The 25,971-nt window shown below is 72.9% G+C and carries 19 protein-coding genes and 1 tRNA gene; 7 read left to right on the forward strand and 13 right to left on the reverse strand.

The window, feature by feature from the left end; all coding sequences use genetic code 11:
- A complete protein-coding gene (gene uvrC, locus IGA62_RS02740; protein ID WP_145816484.1) occupies positions 1–1,938 on the reverse strand; it encodes an excinuclease ABC subunit UvrC in 1,938 nt (645 codons plus the stop codon).
- 95 nt (positions 1,939–2,033) lie between these two features.
- Positions 2,034–2,927: an exonuclease/endonuclease/phosphatase family protein gene (locus tag IGA62_RS02745; RefSeq protein ID WP_145816482.1), complete on the reverse strand. Its 894-nt coding sequence runs from the start codon at positions 2,925–2,927 to the stop codon at positions 2,034–2,036.
- Positions 2,928–3,147: 220 nt separating this feature from the next.
- Between IGA62_RS02745 and IGA62_RS02750 the strand changes: the two genes are divergently transcribed.
- On the forward strand, positions 3,148–6,390 hold the full coding sequence (locus IGA62_RS02750; protein WP_145816480.1) for a penicillin acylase family protein: 3,243 nt from the start codon (positions 3,148–3,150) through the stop codon (positions 6,388–6,390).
- 125 nt (positions 6,391–6,515) lie between these two features.
- On the opposite strand, the gene IGA62_RS02755 is transcribed toward IGA62_RS02750, so the two are convergent.
- The 3 genes from IGA62_RS02755 to rsgA form a co-directional block, all read right to left on the reverse strand.
- A complete protein-coding gene (locus IGA62_RS02755) occupies positions 6,516–6,998 on the reverse strand; it encodes a Rieske (2Fe-2S) protein (protein ID WP_145816478.1) in 483 nt (160 codons plus the stop codon).
- Positions 6,999–7,113: 115 nt separating this feature from the next.
- On the reverse strand, positions 7,114–10,062 hold the full coding sequence (gene uvrA, locus IGA62_RS02760) for an excinuclease ABC subunit UvrA (protein WP_145816476.1): 2,949 nt from the start codon (positions 10,060–10,062) through the stop codon (positions 7,114–7,116).
- 195 nt (positions 10,063–10,257) lie between these two features.
- Positions 10,258–11,304 carry a ribosome small subunit-dependent GTPase A gene (rsgA, locus tag IGA62_RS02765; RefSeq protein WP_145816474.1) on the reverse strand — a complete coding sequence of 349 codons (1,047 nt, stop codon included), beginning with the start codon at positions 11,302–11,304 and terminating at the stop codon, positions 10,258–10,260.
- Positions 11,305–11,493: 189 nt separating this feature from the next.
- Here rsgA and IGA62_RS02770 point away from each other — a divergent pair, with 189 nt between their 5' ends.
- Both IGA62_RS02770 and IGA62_RS02775 read left to right on the forward strand, forming a co-directional pair.
- Positions 11,494–12,186, forward strand: a complete 693-nt coding sequence (locus IGA62_RS02770; protein WP_145821842.1) for a maleylpyruvate isomerase family mycothiol-dependent enzyme — start codon at positions 11,494–11,496, stop codon at positions 12,184–12,186.
- 7 nt (positions 12,187–12,193) lie between these two features.
- On the forward strand, positions 12,194–12,847 hold the full coding sequence (locus tag IGA62_RS02775) for an MBL fold metallo-hydrolase (RefSeq protein WP_145816472.1): 654 nt from the start codon (positions 12,194–12,196) through the stop codon (positions 12,845–12,847).
- 952 nt (positions 12,848–13,799) lie between these two features.
- Here IGA62_RS02775 and IGA62_RS02780 read toward each other — a convergent pair.
- Positions 13,800–14,486, reverse strand: coding sequence for a hypothetical protein (locus IGA62_RS02780; RefSeq protein WP_145816470.1), 687 nt, complete (start codon positions 14,484–14,486; stop codon positions 13,800–13,802).
- Complete coding sequence (locus IGA62_RS02785; protein WP_145816468.1) at positions 14,486–14,728, reverse strand: hypothetical protein; 243 nt, start codon at positions 14,726–14,728, stop codon at positions 14,486–14,488. Before IGA62_RS02785 ends, IGA62_RS02780 begins: the two co-directional genes overlap by 1 nt.
- A 432-nt stretch (positions 14,729–15,160) precedes the next feature.
- Here IGA62_RS02785 and IGA62_RS02790 point away from each other — a divergent pair.
- Positions 15,161–15,231 (forward strand) — tRNA-Ser (locus IGA62_RS02790).
- 114 nt (positions 15,232–15,345) lie between these two features.
- Positions 15,346–16,959 carry a TROVE domain-containing protein gene (locus tag IGA62_RS02795; RefSeq protein ID WP_145816466.1) on the forward strand — a complete coding sequence of 538 codons (1,614 nt, stop codon included), beginning with the start codon at positions 15,346–15,348 and terminating at the stop codon, positions 16,957–16,959.
- A 102-nt stretch (positions 16,960–17,061) separates the two neighbouring features.
- On the opposite strand, the gene IGA62_RS02800 is transcribed toward IGA62_RS02795, so the two are convergent.
- Positions 17,062–17,682, reverse strand: a complete 621-nt coding sequence (locus tag IGA62_RS02800) for a DedA family protein (RefSeq protein ID WP_145816464.1) — start codon at positions 17,680–17,682, stop codon at positions 17,062–17,064.
- Positions 17,683–17,772: 90 nt separating this feature from the next.
- Entirely contained in the window at positions 17,773–18,468 is a 696-nt protein-coding gene (locus IGA62_RS02805) for a class I SAM-dependent methyltransferase (protein ID WP_232624861.1), read from the reverse strand.
- Positions 18,469–18,628: 160 nt separating this feature from the next.
- Here IGA62_RS02805 and IGA62_RS02810 point away from each other — a divergent pair, with 160 nt between their 5' ends.
- A complete protein-coding gene (locus IGA62_RS02810) occupies positions 18,629–18,832 on the forward strand; it encodes a cold-shock protein (RefSeq protein WP_088983014.1) in 204 nt (67 codons plus the stop codon).
- 47 nt (positions 18,833–18,879) lie between these two features.
- Here IGA62_RS02810 and IGA62_RS02815 read toward each other — a convergent pair whose 3' ends face one another.
- Positions 18,880–20,502, reverse strand: a complete 1,623-nt coding sequence (locus IGA62_RS02815; protein ID WP_145816460.1) for a CocE/NonD family hydrolase — start codon at positions 20,500–20,502, stop codon at positions 18,880–18,882.
- On the reverse strand, positions 20,503–21,018 hold the full coding sequence (locus IGA62_RS02820; RefSeq protein WP_145821841.1) for a MarR family winged helix-turn-helix transcriptional regulator: 516 nt from the start codon (positions 21,016–21,018) through the stop codon (positions 20,503–20,505). It lies immediately after the preceding gene.
- 137 nt (positions 21,019–21,155) lie between these two features.
- On the opposite strand from IGA62_RS02820, the gene IGA62_RS02825 reads away from it, so the two are divergent.
- Complete coding sequence (locus IGA62_RS02825; RefSeq protein ID WP_145816458.1) at positions 21,156–23,279, forward strand: MMPL family transporter; 2,124 nt, start codon at positions 21,156–21,158, stop codon at positions 23,277–23,279.
- Between the two features lie 59 nt (positions 23,280–23,338).
- On the opposite strand, the gene IGA62_RS02830 is transcribed toward IGA62_RS02825, so the two are convergent.
- Positions 23,339–24,814: an alkaline phosphatase PhoX gene (locus tag IGA62_RS02830; protein WP_145816456.1), complete on the reverse strand. Its 1,476-nt coding sequence runs from the start codon at positions 24,812–24,814 to the stop codon at positions 23,339–23,341.
- A gap of 123 nt (positions 24,815–24,937) precedes the next feature.
- Positions 24,938–25,813, reverse strand: a complete 876-nt coding sequence (locus tag IGA62_RS02835; protein ID WP_145816454.1) for a lytic transglycosylase domain-containing protein — start codon at positions 25,811–25,813, stop codon at positions 24,938–24,940.
- Positions 25,814–25,971: the final 158 nt, after the last annotated feature.

Genomic DNA, 25,971 nt, shown 5'->3' on the forward strand with positions numbered 1-25,971 from the left:
TCAGGAGCGGGCGGGCTGTTCGCCCGCGCCGAGCGCCGCGAGGATCGCCTCGGCGGTGCGCGGGCCGATCCCGGGGACCTCGGTGATCTCGTCGACGCTGGCCGCCGACAGCCGCTTCAACGACCCGAAGTGCCGCAGCAACGCCTTGCGGCGGACCTCGCCGAGGCCGGGAACGGTGTCCAGAGCCGACTCGGTCATCCGCTTGGAGCGGCGCTGGCGGTGGAAGGTGATGGCGAACCGGTGCGCCTCGTCGCGGACCCGTTGCAGCAGGTAGAGCGCCTCGGAGGTGCGCGGCAGGATGACCGGGAACTCGTCGTCGGGCAGCCAGACCTCCTCCAGCCGCTTGGCCAGTCCGCAGAGCGCCACGTCGTCGACGCCCAGGCTGGCCAGGGCCGCCGCGGCGGCGGCCACCTGCGGCGGGCCGCCGTCGACCACGACCAGCTGCGGCGGGTACGCGAATTTGCGCGGCCGACCGGTGGTCGGGTCGATACCGGGGCGGTCCGGGTCGGCGGCCATCTCCTCGCCGATCTCGCCGGTCTCGGCGCGGGCGTCGAGGTAGCGGGCGAAGCGGCGGCGCAGCACCTCGGACATGGCCGACAGGTCGTCGGTGGCGCCCCGCACGATGAACCGGCGGTACTCGCTCTTGCGCGGCAGGCCGTCCTCGAAGACGACCATGCTGGCCACCACGTCGGTGCCCTGGTTCTGGGACACGTCGTAACACTCGATGCGCAGCGGGGAGGTGTCCATCGCCAGCGCCTCGGCGATCTCGTCGAGCGCCTTGCTGCGGGTGGTCAGGTCACCGGCGCGACGCAGCCGGTGCCGGGCGAGGGCGTCCTTGGCGTTGCGGCCGACCGTCTCCAGCAGGGCCCGCTTGTCGCCCCGCTGCGGCACCCGGAGGGTGACCCGGCTGCCCCGCCGGGCGGAGAGCCAGTCGGCGAGGGCGTCGGCGTCGCCGGGCAGCTCGGGCACGAGCAGTTCACGGGGCACGTCGGCCTCGCCCTGCTCCCCGCCGTACACCTGGGTGCAGAAGTGGTGGACGAGGTCGCCGGTGGTCAGCTCCTCGGTCTTCTCCACGACCCACCCGCGCTGGCCCCGGACCCTGCCGTCGCGGACGTGGAAGACCTGGACGGCGGCCTCCAGCGGGTCGTCGGCGAAGGCGACCACGTCGGCGTCGGTGCCGTCGCCGAGGACGACGGTCTGCTTCTCCATCGCCCGGCGCAGCGCGGCGACGTCGTCGCGGAGCCGGGCGGCGCGCTCGAACTCCAGCTGCTCGCTGGCCTCGGTCATCTCCCGTTCGAGCTTGCGGACCATGGTGTCGGTGCGGCCGGCCATGAAGTCGCAGAAGGCGTCGACGATGTCCCGGTGCTGCTCGGCGCTGACGCTGCCGACGCAGGGCGCGGAGCACTTGCCGATGTACCCGAGCAGGCACGGGCGACCGACCTGACCGGCCCGCTTGAAGACCCCGGCGGAGCAGGTCCGCGCCGGGAAGACCCGCAGCAGCAGGTCGAGGGTCTCGCGGATCGCCCAGGCGTGCGAGTACGGCCCGAAGTAGCGCACGCCCTTGCGCTTCGCGCCGCGCATCACCTGGAGGCGGGGGTATTCCTCGTCGAGGGTGACCGCGAGGTACGGGTAGGACTTGTCGTCCCGGTAGCGGACGTTGAACCTCGGGTCGAACTGCTTGATCCAGGTGAATTCGAGCTGGAGCGCCTCGACCTCGGTGGCGACCGACGTCCACTCCACCGACTCGGCGGTGAAGACCATCTGCCGGGTCCGCTGGTGCAGACCCACCGGGTCGGCGAAGTACGAGTTGAGCCGGCTGCGCAGGTTCTTGGCCTTGCCGACGTAGATGACCCGGCCGGTGCCGTCGCGGAACCGGTAGACCCCCGGCGACTCGGGGATGGTGCCGGGGGCGGGGCGGTACGTCGACGGGTCGGCCACACGTGCGAGCCTAGCCGCTGGGACCGACACCCCCGGTGACGTGCGGGCCGCCTCGACGGGTCGCCGGCCCGCCGGCCGGTCCCGTCACCCGGTGGTCAGCCGGCGAGGCTCCAGGAGAACCACGCGGCGTGCGGGTAGTGGTCGGACAGCGGTTCGCCGGCCGGGTCCAGGAACCGCTGGTGCTCGTTGGCGTAGCGGACCAGGTCGAGCTGGACCGACGCGTTGCTCCGGTAGAGGATCTTGTCGACCACCTCGCAGGCGTTGGTGACGTTGGCCGGGTCGCAGGTCAGCGCCGGGCTGCCGAGCGCCGGGGGCACGCCGCCGCGTTCCTGCTCCACCCAGACGTCGGTGAGGCCGTTGGCGGCGACCAGTTCCCGGATGGTGTCGCCGGTGCGGGTGTAGCGGACGTTCAGGTCGCCCATCACCACCACCGCGTTGCCGGCGGAGTTGGCCGTGATGTACGCCGAGAGCTGGGCGAGGTTGTCCCGCCGGGCGGCGAGGTCCCGCTCGTCGCTGCCGGCGTTGGCGTGCACGTTGTAGAAGTCGACGAACACCCCCTCGGCCAGCTGGATCCGGGAGGCGGTGAAGCCCTTCGGGGTGAGGCAGTCGGTGCCGGCGCACCGGTTCCAGGTCACCCGGTGGAAGTTCGAGTACGGCAGGTTCGACATCGTGTTCAGGCCGCTGCCGAACGGCACGGGCCCGCTGGTCCGGGTCCGGTACGGGTGCCGGTCGGTGGCGTACAGGTCGGTGTGGTAGTTGAAGTCCTCCTGGACGTGCACGATGTCGTACGCGTTGACCCGCTCGCCGATCGGGCCGGTGTTGACGGCCGGGTTGCTGTCGGAGAGCGGTTCGGGCAGGCCGGCGACGTTGTAGGTGAGCACCGAGAAGGCGCCCGTGGCGGCCGGCGCGGGTGCCGCCGCGGCGGGTGTCGCGACGGGGACCAGGGCGGCGAGCAGCGCCGCCGACGCGAGCAGGCGTACGGAGATCATCCGGCTTCCCTTCCCGACGTGGGCCGCGCCCGGCCCGGCGACGACACCAGAGATCGAAGGCTATCGAGCAATCCCGGCACACTCAACACCTCGGACCGGGACCTCGATTGACGTCTTCCAATGCTGGCCGGTCCGGCCTACCATCCGGTAACCGAATGTTCCTCACGTCACACCCGGCACTCCCGTCCCGCGTCATGATCCCCAGCCTGCGGAGGATCACATGCCCCGTCCCACCACCACCCGCCGTCTCCTGGCCGGCGCGACCGCCGTCGTCGGCCTCGCCGCCCTGCTCGTCTCCCCCACACCTGACCCGGCGGCCGGCGCGCCCGCCGTCGTCGCGAAGGGCACCGGCACCACCACGTTCGCCGCCAACGACTACTGCCTCGGTGAGTGCGGCGACATCGTGCCGCCCGGCCAGAACGGCAACGCCACCCTGGTCGAGATCCTCGCCCACCAGACGCTGGGCACCCTGCCCCGGCACTCCGGCGACCAGCTCGGCCGGTACGCCGACCTCGTCTACGGCTACGCCGGACTCCGTCAGGACCAGATCGGTTCCTTCTTCAACGACGCGTCCTTCGGCGTGCCGCCCAGCCAGGTCGAGCGGGAGTACTCGCCGCGCGCCGACGTACGGATCGTGCGGGACAAGGCGACCGGCGTCCCGCACATCACCGGCACCACCCGGGGCGGCACCATGTACGGCGCCGGGTACGCCGGCGCCGAGGACCGCCTCTTCACCATCGACCTGCTGCGACGCGTCGGGCGGGGCATCCTCACCCCGTTCGCCGGCGGCGCGCCCGGCAACCGGGCCCTGGAGCAGAGCGTCTGGCGCAACTCGCCGTACACCGAGGCCGACCTCCAGGCCCAGGTCGACGCGCTGCGCACCAAGGGCCCGCGCGGCGAGCAGCTCTACGCCGACGTGCAGGAGTACATCGCCGGCATCAACGCCTACGTCCGCGACTGCATGGACGACCGCAACTGCCCGGGCGAGTACGTGCTGACCGGGCACCTCGACGCGATCACCAACGAGGGCGGCCCGGAGCCGTTCACGATGACCGACCTGATCGCCATCGCCGGGGTGGTCGGCGGCCTGTTCGGCGGCGGGGGCGGCGCCGAGATGCAGTCCGCGCTGGTCCGGATCGCCGCCCGGGCCAAGTACGGCCCGACCGAGGGCGACCGGGTGTGGAACGCGTTCCGCGGTCAGAACGACCCGGAGGCCGTCCTGACCCTGCACGACGGGCAGAGTTTCCCGTACGGAGCCGCCGACCCGAACGCGGCGAGCGTGGCGCTGCCGGATGCCGGCTCGGCCCGCCCCGAGCCGGTCTTCACCGACCCCACCGGCTCCGCCGGCAGCACCGCCACCACCCGGGGCGCGGACCTGGCCGCCGCGCTCTCCGGGCTGACCATCAGTCCGGCCCACCGGGGCATGTCCAACGCCGCCGTGATCTCCGCCGCGCACTCCGCGACCGGCCACCCGATCGCCGTCTTCGGCCCGCAGACCGGGTACTTCGCACCCCAGCTGCTGATGGTCCAGGAGTTGCAGGGGCCGGGGATCAGCGCCCGGGGTGCCGCCTTCGCCGGGCTGAACCTCTACGTGCTGCTCGGCCGGGGCCAGGACTACGCGTGGAGCGCGACCTCCGCGGTCCAGGACATCACCGACACGTACGCGGTGCCGCTCTGCACCCCCGACGGCAGCGCGCCGACGCTCGGCAGCGACCACTACCTCTTCCGGGGGCAGTGCCTCCCGATGGAGAAGCTGTCCCACGTCAACGCGTGGAAGCCCACCCTGGCCGACAGCACGCCGGCCGGGTCGTACCGGCTGGTCACCTGGCGGACGAAGCTCGGCCTGGTGGCCTGGCGGGGCACCGTGGGCGGCCGGCCGCACGCCTTAACCCAGCTGCGCTCCACCTACCGGCACGAGGCCGACTCCGCGATCGGCTTCCAACTGTTCAACGACCCGGCCCAGATGGGCTCCGCCGACGCCTTCATCGCCTCGGCGAACAACGTCGACTACGCCTTCAACTGGTTCTACGTCAACTCCACCGAGTCGGCGTACCTGAACTCGGGCCTCAACCCGCTGCGCGCCGCCGGGTCCAATCCGAACCTGCCGATGAAGGCCGAGCCGGCGTACGAGTGGCAGGGCTTCGACCCGGCCACCAACACCGCCCGGTCCGCGCCGCTGTCCGCCCACCCCCAGTCGAAGAACCAGGACTACTACGTCAGCTGGAACAACAAGCAGGCCAAGGACTTCGGTGCGGCCGACGGCAACTTCAGCTTCGGCGCAGTGCACCGGGGTGACCTGCTCGACAAGCCGATCAAGGCGGCGATCGCGTCCGGACAGAAGTTCGACCGGGCCTCGCTCACCTCGCTGGTGGAACGGGCCGGCCTGACCGACCTGCGCGGCGCCGAGGTACTCGACGAGCTGATCCGGGTGCTGGAGAGCCAGCCGGTCACCGACGCCACCCTGGCCGCCGAGATCAGCCGACTCAAGGCGTGGCGGCAGGACGGCGCGCTGCGGGTGGAGACCGCGAAGGGCTCGAAGGTCTACCGGCACGCCGAGGCGATCCGCACCTTCGACGCCTGGTGGCCGCTGCTGGTCAAGGGGATGTTCTCCGCACCGCTCGGCGCGGACCTCTACCAGGCGCTGGTGAACACCCTCGCGGTCAACGAGTCCCCCTCCGGCCACCAGTCCGGCGACAAGTCGACCCTGCCCGGGTCGGCCAGCACGACCCAGACCCACAAGGGCTCCGCGTTCCAGTACGGCTGGTGGGGCTGGGTCGACAAGGACCTGCGCGCGGTGCTCGGCGACCCGGTCGCGGGCGGCCTCGGCCGCACCCACTGCGGCGACGGCAGCCTCACCGGCTGCCGGCAGATCCTGCTCGACACGCTCGGTGCGGCGGCGGCCACCCCGGCCACCCAGACCTACCCGGGGGACAGCACCTGCGCGGCCGGTGACCAGTGGTGCGCCGACGCGATCGTCCAGTCGCCGCTGGGCGGGATCACCCACGCCCCGATCGCCTGGCAGAACCGGCCCACCTACCAGCAGGTCGTCTCCTTCCCGGCGAAGCGCGGCGACGACCTGACCAACCTGGCCGCGCAGCGGCCGGTGACCGCGTCGAGCAGTCAGCTCGGCTACCCCGCCACGCGGGCGGTGGACGGGGATCTGGGCACCCGGTGGTCCAGCTCCAAGGCCGACGACCAGTGGCTCACCGTCGACCTTGGCTCGGCCCGGCCGGTGAGCCGGGTGGTGCTGGCCTGGGAGGCGGCGTACGCGCGGTCGTACCGGATCGAGGTCTCCACGGACGGGACCACCTGGCGCACCGCCTGGTCGACCACGGCCGGCGACGGCGGCACCGACGCGATCGCCTTCCCCACCGAGAACGCCCGGTACGTGCGCATGCGCGGCCTGACCCGGGCCACCACCTACGGCTTCTCGCTCTGGGAGATGGCGGTGTACACCCACTGACACCGTGGCGGGAGCGGGCGGCCGGGGCCGCCCGCTCCACGCCGGGCCGGTGGGCACACCCGACGCGCCGTCGGAAAGGCCGGGGCGGCCGGCACGGTCCCGCGTGCCGGCCGCCCCGGTGTCCGTCAGGCCAGGCGGATCTGGTCGCCGTCGACGACGATCTCCTTCGCCGGCAGCGGCTGCTTGGCCGGGCCACCCTTGACCGAGCCGTCCTCGATCGAGAACTTGCTGTTGTGGCAGGTGCAGATGATGGTGCCGCCGTCGATCCTGGACACCGGGCACTTCTGGTGGGTGCAGATCGGGCTGAACCCCTTGAACACCCCGGCGCTGGGCTGGGTGATCACCACGCCCTTGCTGGCGAAGATGACCCCGCCGCCGACCGGGACGTCGGCGGTGCCGACGATGGCGTCGGCCGCGCCCCGGTCGCCGCCCGCGTCGGCGCTGGGCGACACGCCCGGACCACCGCTGGTCGGGGCCGCGGAGCCGGAACCCGCCGGCTCGTCGTCACCGCCGCAGGCGGTCAGGACGACCGCCGCGCCGACCGCGCCGGCCCCGGCGAGCAGGGTTCGTCGGGTGGCCGGCCCGGTCAGCCCGTTGTCGTCACTCATGCCCGACCTCTCTCTCGCACTCCGTGCCGCCCTCCATGATCCGCGGCCATGCCTGCAAGTACGGACCACTGTCCCGGACGGTTCAACCACCGCCGGGGCGACACCCCGCCCGCCCTCAGCGGGACCGGGCCGGCGACCGCCGGGTGGTGCTGGTGCGGGACCGACCGGCGTTGGCCTTCGCCGCCCGGCCGGTGGCCGCCGTCGCACCCCGGGCCTCGCCGTCGAGGCCGAGCACCGGGCGCAGGAACTGACCGGTGTGGCTCTCGGACACCTCGGCGACCTCCTCCGGGGTGCCGGTGGCGAGCACCGTGCCACCCCGGTGACCGCCCTCCGGACCCATGTCGATCAGCCAGTCGGCCGTCTTGATCACGTCGAGGTTGTGCTCGATGGTGATCACCGTGTTGCCCTTGTCGACCAGCCCCTCCAGGACCATCAGCAGCTTGCGGATGTCCTCGAAGTGCAGGCCGGTGGTCGGCTCGTCGAGCACGTAGACCGTCCGGCCGGTGGAGCGCTTCTGCAACTCGGAGGCGAGCTTGACCCGCTGCGCCTCACCGCCGGACAGCGTCGGCGCGGGCTGGCCGAGGCGGACGTAGCCGAGACCGACGTCGACCAGGGTCTTCAGGTGGCGGTGGATCGCCGGGATGGCGGAGAAGAACTCGGCCGCCTCCTCGATCGGCATGTCCAGCACGTCGGAGACGGTCTTGCCCTTGTAGTGCACCTCCAGGGTCTCCCGGTTGTACCGGGCGCCCTTGCAGACCTCGCAGGGGACGTACACGTCGGGCAGGAAGTTCATCTCGATCTTCAGGGTGCCGTCGCCGGAGCACGCCTCGCACCGGCCGCCCTTGACGTTGAACGAGAACCGGCCCGGGCCGTACCCCCGGACCTTGGCCTCGGTGGTCTCGGCGAAGAGCTTGCGGACGTGGTCCCAGACCCCGGTGTAGGTGGCCGGGTTCGACCGGGGCGTACGGCCGATCGGGGACTGGTCGACGCCGACGACCTTGTCGACGTGCTCCAGGCCGGTGATCCGGGTGTGCCGGCCGGGCACCAGCCGGGCACCGTTGATCTGGTTGGCCAGCACCGTGTACAGGATGTCGTTGACCAGGGTCGACTTGCCGGAGCCGCTGACCCCGGTGACCGCGATGAGCTGCCCCAACGGGAACGCCACGGTCAGGTTGCGCAGATTGTGCTCCCGTGCGCCGTGCACGACCAGCTCCCGGTCCGGAGTCTGCGGGCGGCGCCGCGCCGGCGTCGGGATCGACTTCCGCCCGGACAGGTACGCCCCGGTGACCGACTCCGGGTTGTCGAGCAGGGCGGGCACCGAGCCGGAGTGCACGATCCGGCCGCCGTGCTCGCCCGCGCCCGGCCCGATGTCGACGATCCAGTCGGCCACCCGGATGGTGTCCTCGTCGTGCTCGACCACGATCAGCGTGTTGCCCAGGCCGCGCAGCCGCAGCAGGGTCTCGATCAGGCGGTGGTTGTCCCGCTGGTGCAGGCCGATCGACGGCTCGTCGAGCACGTAGAGCACGCCGACCAGGCCGGACCCGATCTGGGTGGCGAGCCGGATCCGCTGCGCCTCGCCCCCGGAGAGCGTGCCCGCCGGGCGGTCGAGGGAGAGGTAGTCCAGGCCGACGTCGAGCAGGAACCGCAGCCGGGCGTTGATCTCCTTGAGCACCCGCTCGGCGATCATCTTCTGCCGGTCGGTCAACTCGATGCCGGCGAGCAGGTCGGCGCACTCCCCCACCGAGAGGTTGCAGACCTCGGCGATGCTCTTGCCGGCCACGGTGACCGCGAGGACCTCCGGCTTGAGCCGGGCACCACCGCAGGCCGCGCAGGGCACGTCCCGCATGTAGCCCTCGTACTTCTCCCGCGACCAGTCCGACTCGGTGTCGGTGTGCCGGCGTTCGATCCACTGCACCACGCCCTCGAAGCCGGTGTAGTAGGAACGCTCACGGCCGTACTTGTTGCGGTAGCGCACGTGCACCTGGTCGCCGGAGCCGTGCAGGATGGTCTTCTGCGCCCGGGCCGGCAGCGCCCGCCACGAGGTGTCCAGGTCGAAGTGCTCGCTCTCGCCGAGCGCCTCCAGCAGGCGGAGGAAGTACTCCAGGTTGTGCCCGCTTCCCCAGGGCTGGATCGCGCCCTCGCGCAGGGTGCGCTCCGGGTCGGGGATGATCAGCTCCGGGTCGACCTCCTTCTTGGTGCCCAGGCCGGTGCACTCGGGGCAGGCACCGTACGGGGCGTTGAAGGAGAACACCCGGGGTTCCAGGTCCTCGATCGCGAGCGGGTGGTCGTTCGGGCAGGCCAGGTGCTCGGAGTAACGGCGCTCGCGCTCCGGGTCGTCCTCGGGGAGGTCGACGAAGTCGAGCAGGACCAGCCCGCCGGAGAGCCCGAGCGCGGCCTCGACCGAGTCGGTCAGCCGCTGCTTGGCGCTGGGCTTGACGGTGAGCCGGTCGATCACCACCTCGATGGTGTGCTTCTCCTGCTTCTTCAGCTTCGGCGGCTCGGTCAGCGGATGCACCACGCCGTCGATCCGGGCCCGGGCGTACCCCTTGCCCTGGAGTTCGGCGAAGAGGTCGACGTACTCGCCCTTGCGCCCGCGGACCACCGGCGCGAGCACCATGAACCGGGTGCCCTCGGTCATCGCGAGCACCCGGTCGACGATCTGCTGCGGGCTCTGCTTGGAGATCCGTTCGCCGCAGACCGGGCAGTGCGGCTCACCGACCCGGGCGAAGAACAGCCGGAGGTAGTCGTAGACCTCGGTGATGGTGCCGACGGTGGAGCGCGGGTTGCGCGAGGTCGACTTCTGGTCGATCGAGACGGCCGGGCTGAGGCCCTCGATGAAGTCGACGTCGGGCTTGTCCATCTGACCGAGGAACTGCCGGGCGTACGAGGAGAGCGACTCCACGTAGCGCCGCTGCCCCTCGGCGAAGATCGTGTCGAAGGCCAGGCTCGACTTGCCCGACCCGGAGAGCCCGGTGAAGACGATCAGCGCGTCCCGGGGCAGGTCGAGACTGACGTCACGCAGGTTGTGCTCGCGGGCGCCACGGATTGTCAGACGGTCGGCCACTGTCCGAGTACTCCAGGATTCAGGAAGATGAGGTGATCTGTCCCGCTCTGATGGCAATCCGAGCGGTCGGTCGGCGCAGGGAAAGCGCCCCGGCAACTCTAGCCCCGGGGTACGACACTTTCCCGCGCCGACGCATTCCCCCAGCTCACCCGGCCCGTGCCCGGCCCCGGCAGCCCGGCGGCGCGCCGGGGCGGCTCAGGGCCGGGCGGTGTGCCGTCGCCCGCGCCGCCAGCCGCCCCGCCGGTCGGCGGCCAGCCGGGCCTCCCGTCGCCGGCTCTCGACCGCCAGCTCCCGTTGGAGCTTGCGCCAGCTCTCCCAGCGCCGGGCGGTCAACTCGCCGGTCTCCAGCGCCGCCCGGACCGCACACCCCGGCTCGACAGCGTGCCCGCAGTCGGCGAAGCGGCACGTCGAGGCGAGCGCCGTGACGTCGGCGAACGCCCGGTCCAGGCCGTCGGCACCGTCCAGCAGGCCGACCGCCCGTACGCCCGGGGTGTCCAGGACCGCACCACCGCCGGGGATGGGCACCAGCGCCCGCCAGGTGGTGGTGTGCCGCCCCTTGCCGTCGACCCGCCGGATCGCCTGGGTCGGCATCACCACCGCCCCGGCCAGCGCGTTGACCAGGCTCGACTTGCCCGCGCCGGAGATCCCGAGCAGCCCGAGCGTCCGGCCCGGGGCGACCTCGGCGCGCAGCGGGTCCAGCCCCGCTCCGCGCTCCGCGCTGACCGGCAGCACCGGCACGCCCGGCGCGACCTCGGCGAGCTGGCGGGCCACCGCCGCCGCGTCCGGCGCCAGGTCTGCCTTGCTGAGCACGACCAGCGGCCGGGCCCCGGAGGCGTGCACCAGGGAGAGCAGCCGTTCCAGGCGGGCGACGTCCGGCGTGGGGTGCACCGGCTCGACCACGGCGACCGCGTCCAGGTTCGCCGCCAGCACCTGCCCGCTGGCGTCCCGGCCGGCGGTACGCCGGACGAGCGCCGTCCGACGGGGCAGCACCTTCTCCACGGTCACCGGCCCGTCCGGCCAGGCGCCCAGCAGCACCCAGTCCCCGGCACACGGCAGGTTGGTCAGGTCACGTGCCGCGGCGGCCAGGACCGCGCCGCCCAGACTCGCCCGGACCGGCCCCTCGGCGCAGAGCACCGTGCAGACCCCCCGGTCGACCCGGGCCACCCGGCCGGGACGCTGCCCACGCCGGGCGGCCGCCGCGCGGGCGGCATCCCAGCCGAGGGCGGTGAGATCGATCGTCATGGCATCCCCATCGGTTGCGAACGAGTGGTCGGCGGGCACGCGGCCAGCGGAAACGACACCCCCGTGGTGAACCGTCGCCTGCGTCGACGTCGACGGTAGGTGGCACGCCGACACGCCGAAACCGATTTCCACCGCACGCCGGCACCCGGTGGGGATAGGGTCGGCCACGTGACCGATCCGCTTCTGCTCATGAGCGAGGTGGACGCCGCCACGGACCGACTGCTCCGCACCGCCGCCCGCTTCGACGCCGCCGACCTGGCCGACGCGTCGCTGCTGCCCGGCTGGACGCGGGGACACGTCCTGGCCCACCTGGCCCGCAACGCCGACGGGCTGGTCAACCTGCTCACCGCCGCCCGCACCGGCGAGCACGTCCCGATGTACGCCAGCGACGCCGCCCGCGAGGCGGACATCACCGCCGGCGCGACCCGACCACCCGAGGCCCACCTGGACGACCTGCGCCGGTGCACCGACCGGTTCGCCGAGGCGGTCGCCGCCATGCCGGTCGAGGCGTGGGCCGCCAGCGTCCAGGGGCGACGCGGCCCGCTGCCGGCGGCCACGCTCGTCTGGGGCCGGCTGCGGGAGATCGAGGTGCACCACGTCGACCTCGCCGCCGGCTACCAGCCGGCCGACTGGTCGGAGGCGTTCGCCCACCGACTGCTGCACGAGGTGACCGCCGGGCTGGCCGACCGGGCCGACGCCCCGGCCATGGTGCTGCGGTTCGACGGTGTCCGGCACCAGCTCGTCGTCGGTGCCCCCGCAGCAGCCCCGACGATCACCGGTCCCGCTTCCGAGCTGGCCGCCTGGCTCACCGGCCGCGCCGACGGCCGGACGCTCACCGTCGCTCCCGACCGCCCTCTCCCGCTCCCACCCGAATGGATGTAGAACCCCGATGACCTACCGCGGAGACGTCACCCCCGGCGGCCCGCCGGCCGTACGCGAACTCGACCGGCTCACCATCACCAAGCTGTCGGTGGGCCCGATGGACAACAACGCCTACCTGCTGCGCTGTCAGGCCACCGGTGACCAGGTGCTCGTCGACGCGGCCAACGAGGCACCCCGCCTGCTCGACCTGGTCGGCGACGCCGGCCTGACCGCCGTGGTCACCACCCATCGGCACATGGACCACTGGGTCGCCCTGGAAGAGGTTGTCGCGGCCACCGGCGCCCGGTCCCTGGTGCACGCGGACGACGCCGAGGGGCTGCCGATCAAGTCGGAGACGCTGACCGAGGGCGACACCGTGCCGGTCGGCGACTGCGCGCTGGAGGTGATCCACATCGTGGGGCACACCCCCGGCTCGATCGCCCTGCTCTACCGGGACCCGGCCGGCATCCCCCACCTGTTCACCGGCGACTCGTTGTTCCCGGGCGGGGTCGGCAACACCGACAAGGACCCGACGCGGTTCGCCTCGCTGCTCGACGACGTCGAGCACAAGCTGTTCGACCGGCTGCCCGACGAGACCTGGTTCTACCCCGGCCACGGCAAGGACTCCACGCTCGGCGCGGAGCGCCCGGCGGTGCCGCAGTGGCGGGCCCGCGGCTGGTAGATCACCCTTCGTGGCCAGGAGGCTCGGGGCCGACCGTCGTCGGCTCCGGGCCTTTCGCGTTCGCACGCAGCCACTACCGGCCACCTGGACCGGTCAGTGGGACCGCCCGTACCCCTGCGCTACACCCAGGTTCAACCGACGGTCGTGGTCGACGTTCAGGCCGCCTACGAGCACGGCTGCTGAGGGCACCACGTCCGCTACGCACGGACACGCCCCGACCTGTCCATCTACGACCTACCCCTCCTCATCGGCGACGACCCGTTCGGCACGCCAGCACCCGAGCAGCCATAGTGCTAGCAGAATGGAAGGCCAGCCGATGAACCACACAACCCCGGAACCGCTGCTACAGCTACCCGAGCCACCACCGCCACGCTGCCGATGCTGCCGCCGGCCCGTACCCACCAGGCGGCTCCACGACGGCTACGGCGAAGAATGCGCCCGGCAGCGCGGCCTACTCCCACCCTGCATCCCCCGACCACGCTCGGAACCCGACCCGGACGCACCCACCCTGTTCGACCTCCCGTAGTCCGCCTCACCGCAACCACATGCGGATGGCGATGAGGTTCGCCACCACGTTGACCCCCACATCGCGGGCCAGCCGACGCCACCGGTTCGGAGAACCGAACCGCTCCGAGACGATCCGCCCCTTACTCGCCTACGCTCTGCGTGGTTCGGGCTGGGCATCATCCTGCTGGTTCTGGTGGCAGGGCTGCAGCGTCAGCACGGCTGGTGGTGACGTCGTCCTGGTGTGCGTCGAGGTCCGCTGACCACTGCGCTGCCTCAGTGCGGCTGACCTCCCCGCGCAGAAGAGCCCTGTACGGGCCGAGGTGGCGGGTGCGAATCTCCGCCACCCCGGCCGTCAGCGGGTGTTCTCACTGCTCAGGCCACACGCTGACAGCCTATCGGTCGACGTTGTCGCGGTCGCGGATCAGCCACAGCCAGAGAGCGGGCGTCACCGGCGGGTCCTCTTCCGGGCGCGGGTGCGTCGGGGTGGTCGGCGGTTGCCGGCACCCAGGCGGCCCCACAGGGCGAGAGCCCACGCGATGGAGGCGAGGATCGCGGCGTTACGTGGTTCTTCCCAGCCGGTCCAAGCGTTCCGGCCGAGCCACCACAGAACAGCCCACAGCAGCAGCCACAGCACGGCCCACACGGAGATGGTGGTCTGGTACTTCCTCCACCAGCGGGTGAGCTGCGAAGGGGGTGCGGTGCGTCGGACTGGGCGCGGTGCGGCAGTGGTTCGGGGTGCCCGCTGACGGGGCACCCGTACGTTCCGCTGCGGCTGCACCCAGCCGGGGTCGCGGGCCTGCCGTTGGAGGACTGCCCGGCCGGGTGGGATCCGGCCCGGGTTGGCCAGGTTCCCGTCGACGTTGTACAGCGGTAGCTCGGTTTCGATGGCCCTGCGCTCGGCGGCCAGCACGGAAGCCTTGTGGGGGAAGGTGATGGGGTCGACCTCCCACGCGAGGATGGTGTCTGCCCACGGCTGCTGGTAGATGTGCTCCATCAGCCGCTGGAACGGCAGCCGTCCGGTCTCCCCGATGTACCCGAGGGCGCGCTCACCGGTTTCGGGGTGGCGCACCCAGAACCGGTAGAGGGCGCAGTTCCGTTGACCGGAAACAGCCGACGCGGAACGATCAGTCATCAGGCAGCCACCTCCCGGTTGTCAGTCAGCACATACTGACCGTGACCGGCCGATCGCACCACCCCGTGCGTCTCCACCAGCTCGTTGAGCAGGCTGTACACCTGACGTCCGGAGTAGTCGGTGGCTTCGCGGATCGCGTTCGGGGAGGTGCGTCCGTCGCGGACGGCGGCGAGTACCTGGCGGTGCCCGTCGTGGAGAGGCTTCTTCGCGGGCTGCGCCTGCTGCTGAGCAGCGGCGAACATGGACCTCCAGGAAGGGAACCCCGCCGCTGGGAGGGCGGACAAGGCGGTCCTGGCACCGCCCGTCCTCACAGCCGGAGCGGGACGTGGGGTGTCGTCGAACGTGCCGGATTGCCGAGCGGGCTTCCGGATCCGAGTCGACGAGGAGCCCATAGCCGACGAGCGGCGGGAACTTCTTCGGTTGACGTCCACAGCGAAGATGGTCTTCGCGTTGGGCTCCTTCGAGCGGAGCAGAACGCCGTCAGCCCGGCAAGAACCCCGGAATCAAACTCCTGCCCACCGACGGGCCGACCAAATCGGCTCGTCGGTGGTACATGCCGGGTGATAGCTTGGCGCGGCACCTCCCGGTGCGCGGCTCCACGGCTACTTCCTGCCAAGAAACCATGCCGGGGAGCACCCCTGATCTCGGGAGTGGCAACAACTTCAGATGCGGGTGCCCGGTGCGTAGGTTGCGGTTACTTCCACTGGTAATGGAGAGGTCGCGGGTTCGAATCCCGCCCCCGGCCGTGCCGGGGTAGCTCAGCGGCCCAGAGCGCTTTCGTCACCGCCACCGCCTTGATCTCGGGCACCCGCACTCTGGACGCATGCCTCCTCCCGGTGCGTGGAGGCAGATCTCATCCATGAGCAAGTTCAACGCCATCCGCAACGTCTTCCGCCCGGCCAGCACCTCGCCCGTCGTCAGCGAGTCGGTGCCGACCGGCACCACCGGTGAGGGAGCTCCCGGCTACGCGCGGGACGCCAGGTCGGAACTGTTCCTCCTCGCGGTCACCAACCTGGTCGGCGAGAAGACCTTCTACGAGTCGTCGGACGCCCGCGACAGCCGCTACGTCGACCTGGTCCACCGGGTGGCCGTCGAGGACCCGGAGTGGACCGGCGAGTTCCTGCGCTGGCTGCGCGGCGACGCGAACCTGCGCAGCGCGGCTCTCGTCGGCGCGTTGGAGGCCGCCAAGGCCATGGTGTCGGCCGGGATTCCCGGTTCCCGCCGCATCGTCGCCGACGTGCTACAGCGGGCGGACGAGCCGGGTGAGGCACTCGCCTACTGGACGTCCCGCCACGGCCGCGCCGTGCCCAAGCCGGTCAAGCGGGGCGTGGCCGACTCCCTGCTGCGCCTGTACACCGAGCGGTCCCTGCTCAAGTACGACACCGCCAGCAAGGGCTTCCGGTTCGGTGACGTCGTCGACCTCGTGCACCCGAGCGCCGACACCCCCTGGCGTGGTGACCTCTTCGCGCACGCCCTGGACCGCCGGCACCACCGCGACAAGCCGATCCCGGACTCGCTTCCGGTGCTCCACCGCAACGTCGCACTGCGCGCCGCCGCCGTCGCCGACCCGACGGTGCTGCTCGACGCCGACCGGCTCCGCGAGGCGGGCATGACGTGGGAGGACGCCCTGTCCCTGGCCGGTGACCGGGTCGACCGGGCGAAGCTGTGGGAGGCGCTCGTCCCGTCCATGGGCTACATGGCGCTCCTGCGGAACCTGCGGAACTTCGACCAGGCGGGCGTCTCCGACGAGGTGGCCGCGACCGTGGCCGCCCGGCTGGCCGACCCGGCCGAGGTGGCGCGGTCCCGGCAGATGCCGATGCGGTTCCTGTCCGCGTACCGGGCCGCCCCGTCGCTGCGGTGGTCGTACCCGCTCGACCGGGCGCTCACCCACGCCCTGGCCAACGTCCCGTCCCTTCCCGGCCGGACGCTGGTCATGGTCGACACGTCGGGCAGCATGACCGACACGTTCTCGAAGGACGGCACCGTCCGGCGGTGGGACGCCGCCGTCGTCTTCGGGGTCGCCCTCGCCCAGCGGTGTGCCCGCGCGGACGTGGTGTCCTTCTCCTCGACGGCCCGGAGCTGGGGTGACCCGGAGCGCGCGCACACCAAGGTGTTTCCGCTCCGGAGGGGCGAGTCGCTGCTGCGGTCGATCGAACGCTGGCAGGCGGGCGGCTGGTTCCTCGGCGGTGGCACGGCGACCGCCGCGGCGCTGCGCAAGCACGTCGCCCGGCACGACCGGGTGGTCGTGTTGACCGACGAGCAGGCCGGTGTCGACGGCGACGAGGTGACCCGGTCGGTGCCGGCCACGGTGCCGTTGTACACGTGGAACCTGGCCGGCTACCGGCTGGGGCACGCCCCGTCCGGCGGCGGCAACCGGCACGTGTTCGCGGGATTGACGGATGCCGCGTTCCGGATGGTGCCGCTGATCGAGGGCGGCCGGGCGGGTGCGTGGCCGTGGGTGCGGAGCCGGTGACCCTCGCGGCCGCGCCACCGGCCCGGCACCGCCCCGGGTGACCGGCCATCCGGTCCGGTCTGACCCCGGCCGGCGCGGTCGCGCCGTCCCGGCGTCTCGTCGCTACGAGGCGCTGGCGGCGACGGCCGCGCCGCGCAGCCGGCGACGGCTGGCCAGGAGCACCACCATGCCGAAGAGCATGCCGAACCCCAGGGTGCCCCAGGCTGCGGAATCCCCCGGCAGCAGACCACCCAGCGACCGGGCCAGCGAGCCGAGCACGACGTAGAGGCCCGCCCAGAGCACCGCCCCGGAGGCGGCGCAGGCCACGAAACGCCGGTACGGCATCCGCAGGCCGCCCGCCGCGAGCGGCAGCAGCGCGTTGAACACCGGAAGGAAGGGCGCGACCAGCACCATCCGGCCGCCGCCCCGGTGCAGGATCCCCTCGGCGGCCGCCCAGCGGTCCTCTCCGATCCAGTCCCCGATCCGGCTGGCCCGCAGCCGTCCCCCGTAGTGGCGACCGACCAGGTAGCTCGCCGACCAGCCGGCCAGGCATCCCCCGACGACCGCGGTGAACGAGGCGAACGTCGCGGCGGGCTGCCCCACCCCGACCGCCGCCAGCACCGCCACGTCGCCCGGGACGAGCACACCGAGCAGCGGGATGGCGTCGAAGAGCATGACCACACCGAGCACCCCCATCAGCAGCACGGTGGGGAGCTCTCCGATCTGGGCCAGCCAATCCGTCATGCGGATGAGGCTATGCCGGGGTCACCACCGTACACATGGGGCTTTGGCCCCGGCTTTTCCCTGAGAACGACCCGGACCGGGGGTCGGGTGTCACCCGGGACGGCGGCGCGGGCGCATGATCCGCACCCGGCGCACCGGCGCCTCGACGGCGACCTCGGTGCTCGGCACCCGGTAGACGGCGAGCGCCTCCAGCCGTTCCTCCGGCAGGTAGCCCCGGCCCGGGTCGCCGACCAGCACGTCCACGCCACGCGCGGCGACCCGCTCCAGGAAGGGCAGCACCCGGTCGGTCATCGGCCGGTCGTAGAAGACGTCCCCGGCCAGCAGCAGGTCGACGTCACCGCCGTCGGTGTCGAGCAGGTCGGTGGCGCTGGCGTCGACGGCGACCCGGTTGGCGTGGGCGTTGAAACCCACGGCGGCCACGGCGTACGGGTCGATGTCGCTGGCCCGCACCCGCGCCGCCCCGGTCAGGGCGGCGGCGATGGCCACCAGCCCGGAGCCGGTGGCGAGGTCGAGCACCCGGCGTCCGGCCGCGACCCGGGGATGGTCCAGCAGGTAGCGGGCCAGCGCCTGGCCACCGGCCCAGGCCGAGGCCCAGTACGGGGCGGGCAGCCGGTGTCCGGCCGCGGCCTCCATCCGGGCCCACCAGAGGATGGCGTCCTCGGCGACGTGCAGCCGCACCTCGGGCACCAGGGGGGTCGGCGCCAGCCGCAGCCGGTCGGGACCATGTCCGGGTGCGTGGATTTCCCGCCGCAACGCGGCGGCGGCGTCCCGCGTCGCGCCGTCCATTCGGGCAAGCATGCCGTCATCGACCCGGCGACGGGGCGGTTTCACAAATCGACCCGGCACTTCGGCCAGCGTACGGGGGCGCGGGCGGCTACTGTCGGGGAGGTACAGGGCGATCATCGGCCAGACGCCGGTGGTCACCCATGGCAACAGGGAGAGATGCATGGCAACCGGCACGGTCAAGTGGTTCAACTCTGAAAAGGGCTTCGGCTTCATCGAGCAGGATGGCGGAGGACCGGACGTCTTCGTCCACTACTCGGCGATCGCGACGAGTGGCTACCGGGAGTTGAACGAGGGACAGAAGGTCGAGTTCGAGGTGACCCAGGGTCAGAAGGGTCCGCAGGCGGACAACGTCCGCCCGCTGTAGACCGTGCCGGTGGCGGCGCACCCTCGGGGGCGCCGCCACCGCGTGCGTCACGGCACCGGTAGGTGCACCGCCGACGGGTGCGCCGGGTCGTGCAGCACCTCCCGCCAGCCGGCCCGCAGGGTGACCGCCGTACCGAGCGGTTCGCCGGTGCCGGGGTTGCGGGCGTACCGGGGGTGGGCACCGCCGGTGACCTGCACCCGTAGCCGGTGCCCGGGGGCGAAGCGGTGCGCCACGGGCCAGAGCGGCACCGGCACCCGGACCGCGCCGGTGTCGTCGGTCGGGAAGCGTCCCGGCCAGAGCCGCACCAGCCCGTCGCAGACGTTCCACGACCGGCCGCGCGGGTCCACGTCGCAGAGGCGGACGAAGACGTCCAGGTGCGCCAGTTCGCTGCGGACGTAGATCTCGGCGTGCACCGGGCCGACGACCTCCAGCGGCGCGGCCAGCGGGGCGCTGGTGAAGGTGAGCACGTCGGGACGGGCCTCGACCGGACGGTTGTCCACCGGGCCGGCCCGCTGGGCGACCAGCAGCGGCCCGCCCAGGGACGGGGTCGGGTCCGCCGGGTCGTACCGGAACCGGTCGGGGGGCGACTCCGTCGACGGTTCCGGTCGCAGCGCCGCGCCGGGGTGCAGGTGCCAGCTGCTCCGTTCACCCGGCGGCGGCCAGTCCGGCAGGTCCCGCCAACCGCCGCCGTCCCCGCCGACGTGCACGCGGACCCCGGCGGTGCCGGCGACGGGGCGACGACCGGCGAGGTGGGTGTCGAGCCAGTCCAGCCCCTCCCGCAGCGCGGCGAGCAGCAGCCCGGGGCTGCCGTGCGTCCACGGGCCGACGGTCAGCCGGCACGGGGTGCCGGCGGCGCGCAGGACGGCGTGGTCGGCGAGCTGGGCGGGGAGGAAGATGTCGTGCCACCCGCTGACCATCAGCACCGGGGCGCGCACCTCGGCGAGCCGGCTGTCGAAGACCCGGTCCCGCCAGTACGCCGCGTCGGGCGTGTGGTGGCGCAGCCACTCCTGGAAGAACGGGACGGTGACCCCGGTGGCGATCCGGTCCGCCTCGGCCAGCGGCAGGTGGGCGAGGGCGGCGGCGAGGTGGGGCTGACCGCGTTTGAGTTCCCACTGCCGGGCCAGCCAGGGCACGGTCTGGGCCTGGAGCAGCTCCGCCCAGGTCAGTACGGTGTCCAGCGAGAACGACTCCCCCGCGTACGTGGAGTCGCGGGTGGTGGAGGCGGTCACCACGGCGACCATGGCGCGCAGCTCGTCGCCGGCCTCGGCGGCCAGCGCCCACTGCACGAAGCCCTGGTAGCTGGCGCCGAACATGCCGAACGCGCCGGTGTACCAGGGTTGCCGGCGTAGCCAGTCGAGGGTGTCGAGGCCGTCGGCGCGCTCGTGCACGAGGGGCTCGAAGGCGCCGCCGGAGCCGTAGGTGCCGCGGCAGGACTGGACGACCACGTGGTAGCCGTGGGCGGCGACGAGCCGGCCGAGCAGCCGCATCGGTCCGCCCCGCCCGTACGGGGTGCGGATCAGCACGGTGGGGGCGTCGGGCGGGTCGGGCGCGTAGTGGTCGGTGCGCAGCGTCACCCCGTCGCGGACGCGCACCGCGACGTCCCGCGTCAGGGTGACCCGGGCGCGGGCCGGTGGCAGTCGCAGCAGGCCGGAGGCGAGCCGGGTGAGCATCTACTCCGCCCGGCGTCGGGCCGGTTCGGGGCGGGCGGCGCGGACGTCGTCGCGGTGCTGCCGCAGCGAGGCGCTCATCCCCACCATGAACCGGTGCACGACCTCCAGCTCGTCGTCGGTGAACCCGGCCATCACCGCGTCGGTGCGCGCGCCGAGCGGCCGGAAGAACTCCATCGCGACGGCGGCGCCCTGCTCGGCGTAGTGCAGCAGGATCTTGCGCCGGTCGGTGGTGTCCCGGTCGCGGCGGAGGTGCCCGGCGCGTTCCAGGCGGTCGACCAGGGCGGTGACCGAGCCGGAGGAGAGGTTGAGCTGCTCGCCGAGGCGGCCGGGGGTGATCGGGTCGCCGCGCAGTTCGGCGTCCATCACCGCGATCAGCGCCTGGAGGTCGGTGCCGCCGAGTCCGTGCAGGCCGGCGAAGGCGTGGGCGACGTGCTGGGCGTCCACCGCGTACCGCCGGAGGTCGTTGGTGATCTCGGCGACCAGGTGCTCGCGTCGGGTGTCGCGCCGCCGGTACATCCCGTGCCCTGCCACGTTGCGTCGCTTCTCCCCGTGTCGTTGTCCCGGTTGCAGCATAACTCAGCAGTCGTTAATCTCGGCCATCAAGATACTTGGCAGCTGAGAATTTACCCGTTGAGAGACCGTGAGGCAGCCCGATGTCCGTCTTCACCCGCGTCGCCCGCAGCCGACTGGCCGCGTGGCTCACCGTGGCGGCCGCGATCGTGATCGCCGGAGCCGTCTTCGGCCTCCCCCGACCCGACAATCCCGCCCCCGTCTCCGCCACCGGCCTGTCGGCCGAGTGGGAGTCCACCCAGGCCGAGCGCCTCCAGGACCAACTGCCGTCCCGCGACGTCCAGGCGGCGATCGTGGTGGTCAGCCGCGCCGACGGCGGCCCGCTCACCGGGGCCGACCGCGACCGGGTCACCGGTGCCGTCGGCGACCTGGGCCGCTTCGCCGTCGGCGGACGGATCGCCCCACCGCAGGTCTCCCCGGACGGCACGGTGGCCCTGCTCGCCGTGCCGATGTCCACCACCGACGGGCAGGAGGCCGTCGCCGCGCGCGTCGGCGACCTGCGCGACAGCCTGACCGGCCTGCCCGACCCGCTGCGGGCCGAGGTCACCGGGGCACCCGCGTTCGCCACCGACCTCAGCCGGGTCTTCGAGGGCGCGGACGTCACCCTCCTCGCGGTCACCGCCGGCGTGGTGGCGGTGCTGCTGTTCATCACCTACCGCAGCCCGTTCCTGTGGCTGGTGCCGCTGGCCATCGTGGCCGCCACCGAACAGACCACCATACGGGCCATCGAGACCATCGTCCCGGCGGTCGGCATCAACCTCCAGAGCGGCGAGGTCACCGGCATCGCCAGCGTGCTGGTCTTCGGCGCCGCCACCGACTACGCCCTGCTGCTCATCGCCCGCTACCGGGAGGAACTGCGTCGCGAGGCCGACCGGTTCGCCGCGATGCGGGCCGCCCTGCGCCGTACCGCCGAGCCGATCCTGGCCAGCGGCGGCACGGTGGTGCTCGGCGTGCTCACCCTGCTGCTGTCCGAGCAGGAGACCAACCGGGCGCTCGCCGTCGCCTGCGCCACCGGCGTGGTGTTCGCCATGCTCTCCGCGCTGCTCGTCCTCCCCGCTGCCCTGGTGATCTTCGGCCGGGGACTGTTCTGGCCGTTCGTGCCCCACGTCGGCGGCGAGGCCCGCGAGGGCCGGCTGTGGGGCCGGCTCGGCGAGGCGGTCATCCGCCGGCCACTGCCGGTCGCGGCGCTGGCCACCCTCCTGCTCGCCGGCCTCGCGCTGGGTGGGCTCGGCATCCGCACCGGCCTGTCCGAGACCGAGCAGTTCCGGGTGGAACCGGAGGCGGTCGCCGGGGCGAAGACCCTCGCCGGAGCCTTCCCGGCCGGTGCCACCCAACCGGTCGCCGTCCTCACCGCCCCCGGCGCGGTGCGGGCGGTCACCGAGGCCGCCGCGGCCGTACCAGGGGTCTCCTCCGCCCGCCCCGGCGACGCCGGGCAGACCGTCGCCCAGGTCGACGTGGTGCTCGACGCCGAACCCGGCACGGCCGCCTCCGACCGCGCCGTCGAGGCGCTACGGGACGCGGTCGCCGCCGTGCCCGGCTCCGCGCCCCCGGCCGTCGACGGCGTCGAGGGGTTCTCCGGCGCGGTGGTCGGCGGCACGGTCGCCGCGACGTACGACTCCGACCGGGCCGACGACCGGGACCGGCAGCTCATCCTGCCGATCATCCTGCTGCTGGTCCTCGCGGTCCTGGTGGCCCTGCTACGCGGGCTGCTCGCGCCGCTGCTGCTGGTGCTGACCGTGGTGGCGTCGTTCTTCGCCAGCCTCGGCGGGGCGTGGCTGCTCTTCGACCACGTGCTCGGGTTCCCGGCGCTGGACAGCGGGGTCCTGCTGATCGCCTTCGTGTTCCTGGTGGCCCTCGGGGTGGACTACAACATCTTCCTGGTCACCCGGGCCCGGGAGGACGCCCGGCGGACCGGCACCCGGGACGGGATGCTCTCCGCGCTGCGGGTCACCGGCGGGGTCATCACCAGCGCCGGGGTCCTGCTCGCCGCGGTCTTCGCCGTCCTCGGCGTCCTGCCGCTGATCCTGCTCACCCAGATCGGCGTCATCGTCTGCGTCGGTGTCCTGCTCGACACGCTGCTGGTCCGCACGGTCCTGGTGCCCTCGCTGGCGTTCCTGCTCGGCGACCGGTTCTGGTGGCCGGGGCGGATCCACCCGGAACCCGTCGACGCCACCGCCGCGCGCGAGGCGGTGACCACCCGGGACTGACCCGGTGCGACGACCCGGTGGGTGGCCGGCCGACCTCGCCGGCCACCCACCGGGACCGCTCAGACCCCGAGCCGGGCCCAGTCACCCCAGATGGCGAAGGTCATCCCCCGGCTTGCCTGGATGTTGACGAACAGGGTGTGCCCGTCCGGACTGAACGTCGACCCGGCGAACTCGTCGTTGGACCGGTCCGCACCGGTGCTGCTGGTCAGCCGGTTCAGGGCGATGTCGAACAGGTCCCCGCGCGGGGTCAGCCCGCGGATGAAGTTGTCCGACGTGTTGTCCTCGCAGACCACCAGCGTGCCGCGCGGGCTGGTGGTGACGTTGTCCGGGAAGTCCAGCACGTCCGGGCCGGGCGACTCGTAGACCAGGCGCAGCACCTGCGACCGGCAGTCGTACGCCCACACCTGGCCGTGCCCGTTGCCGTAACCGTCGACGATCGGCCCGACGGAGGTCTCCGCCGCGCCGCCACCCTGGGTGGAGGTGAAGTAGACGACCCCGTCGTCGTACACCGCCCCCTCCAGGCGGGAGAAGTACGCCGCCCCCTGCGCCCAGCCCTGCCGCGCCACGTGGGTCAGCGCGGTGTCGTTGCTGGTCGGCGCGGGCTGCCCCGGCGTGTACGGGAACGCCGGCGCCGGGTCGTCGACGTCGACCCACTCCACCCGGTACGTCGCGTGCCGCCGCTGCGCGGCGGCCAGGTTCCGGTTGGGCCGCCCCCGCACCGCCAGCATCTGCAACCGGCCCCCGTCGGCGAGCCGGCCGATCCGCATCGGGTCCTGCGGCGGGGTGTACCGGTAGAAACCGGAGGCGTAGCCGAAGTTGTCCTCGGTCAGGTAGAGGTGCCCGCCGCGCGGGTCGTACGCCACCGACTCGTGGCAGAACCGGCCGGCCGCGGTGACCGGCTGCCGGTCGCCGCGCCCGTCGGCGGGGACCTCGAAGACGAACCCGTGCCGCCGGGTCAGAGACACGTTCGGCGCGCCGGTGTAGTCGGGGCCGACGTCCGGGCCGTTGACCGTCTCCTCGCAGGTGATCCAGCTGCCCCACGGCATCCGCCCGCCGGAGCAGTTCATCATGGTGCCGTTCAGGCTGGTCCAGGAGCGCCGGACCTCACCGAACCGGGTCACCTCGACGGTGGTGGTACCGCCCGGGGCCATCGGGTCGTACGCCTCGGCGGCGTCACCGAAGGCCGGAACGGGCCCGTTGATCTCGTGGTTGCGGACCAGCCGCACGGTGCCGTCCGGCCCCGGGAAGGCGCCCATGCCGTCGTGCCGGCCGGGCAGGACGGTGCCGTCGTCGAGCGTCACCGGGGACTCGGTGTCGTGGAAGGACCGGTACTGGAAACCGTCGGGCAGCCAGAGCCGCACCTTGCCGTCCCGCAGGTCGGCCACCGGTTCGAGGGCCGGCCGGGGACGGGGCCGCCGGCCGGCCGCACCGGCGGCGTCGCGGGCCACGAACCCGAGGAACGGACCACCGAGGACCGCGCCGCCGGCCACCGCGGCCGCACCGCGCAGCAGACCACGCCGGTTCACGTCGGACATGAGGGGACTCCTTCGTCGCCGGGTCGGTCAGCGGACACCGACCGCCCCCGTGATCCTCGCCATGCCGATCGACGTTGGCAACCTCACGGCCACCCGGAGTTCACGCCCGTGTTCGCCCGGAGGTCAGTAGTCCAGGCAGACGCACTCGGTCATCAGCGCCCGCACGTTGCGCACGTACCCCGGGTTGGGCACGGTCAGCGGCTCGCCCTCCCGGGCGACCGCGTGGTGGCCGTAGTTGTACGCGGCGATGACCGCGTTGAGCAGGCAGGAGTCCAGTTCGGCCGAGCACAGGTCGGCGTCGAGCCGGTAGTCGGCGTCGAAGTACATGTCGCCGATGTACTTAGTCAGCCACGCCAGGTACGTGCCACCCAGGTAGGCGTTGTCCCGGTAGTCGCGCACGTCGTACGACTGGCCGAAGCGCTGGTTCATCCAGTCCGCGGTACCCGGCATCACCTGCATCAGCCCGATCCCGCCGTCGCAGGCGACGATGTTCGACTGCCAGCCGCTCTCCTGCCAGGCGGTGGCCTTGACCAGGTTCAGCGGGATCCGGATGTCCGGCGCCGACGTCGGCCAGTACGTGCGCGCCGCCGCGTCGGCCAGCGCCGACTTCACCTGCGCACGGCTGGCCTGGGTACCGGAGTACGTCGGCTGGCATCCGCTCGGGGCGGGCTTCGGCGGCGGTGGCGGCACCTTCGTCTCGGTCGGCGGCTTCGGGGTGGCCCGTGGCCCGGCGGTGCGCCTCGGGGCGGGTTTCGCCGTCGGCGACGGCGTGCCGGAGCGGCTCGGCGTGGCCGACGGGCCCCGCCCCATCGACTCGACCGCCGACGGCGACGCGTCCGGGATGGACGACTCCCCGACGGGCAGGTCCACCGGCACCTCCGCGGCACCGGCGGCCGCCTCGGTGGCCGTGTCCCGCTGGCCACCGCAGCCGGTCAGCGGGGCGGCCAGGAGCACCCCGGCGAGCACCGCCACACCGATCCGACGCGCGAACACCCGCATGCCCCCACCCTTCCCCCGTGTCGAGGCCGCACCCTAGCAGCCATCCGGCCGTCCGGATGTCCCGTACGCAAGCGGCCCGGGTTCGTCGCCACCGGCCGGCGGGGACGGCACGGCACGGTCGTCGACGGGTGGGGCGTCGGCGCCCCGGGTGGTTGCAG

The organism is Micromonospora sagamiensis, assembly GCF_014680085.1.
Taxonomy (GTDB): Bacteria; Actinomycetota; Actinomycetes; order Mycobacteriales; family Micromonosporaceae; genus Micromonospora; species Micromonospora inyonensis.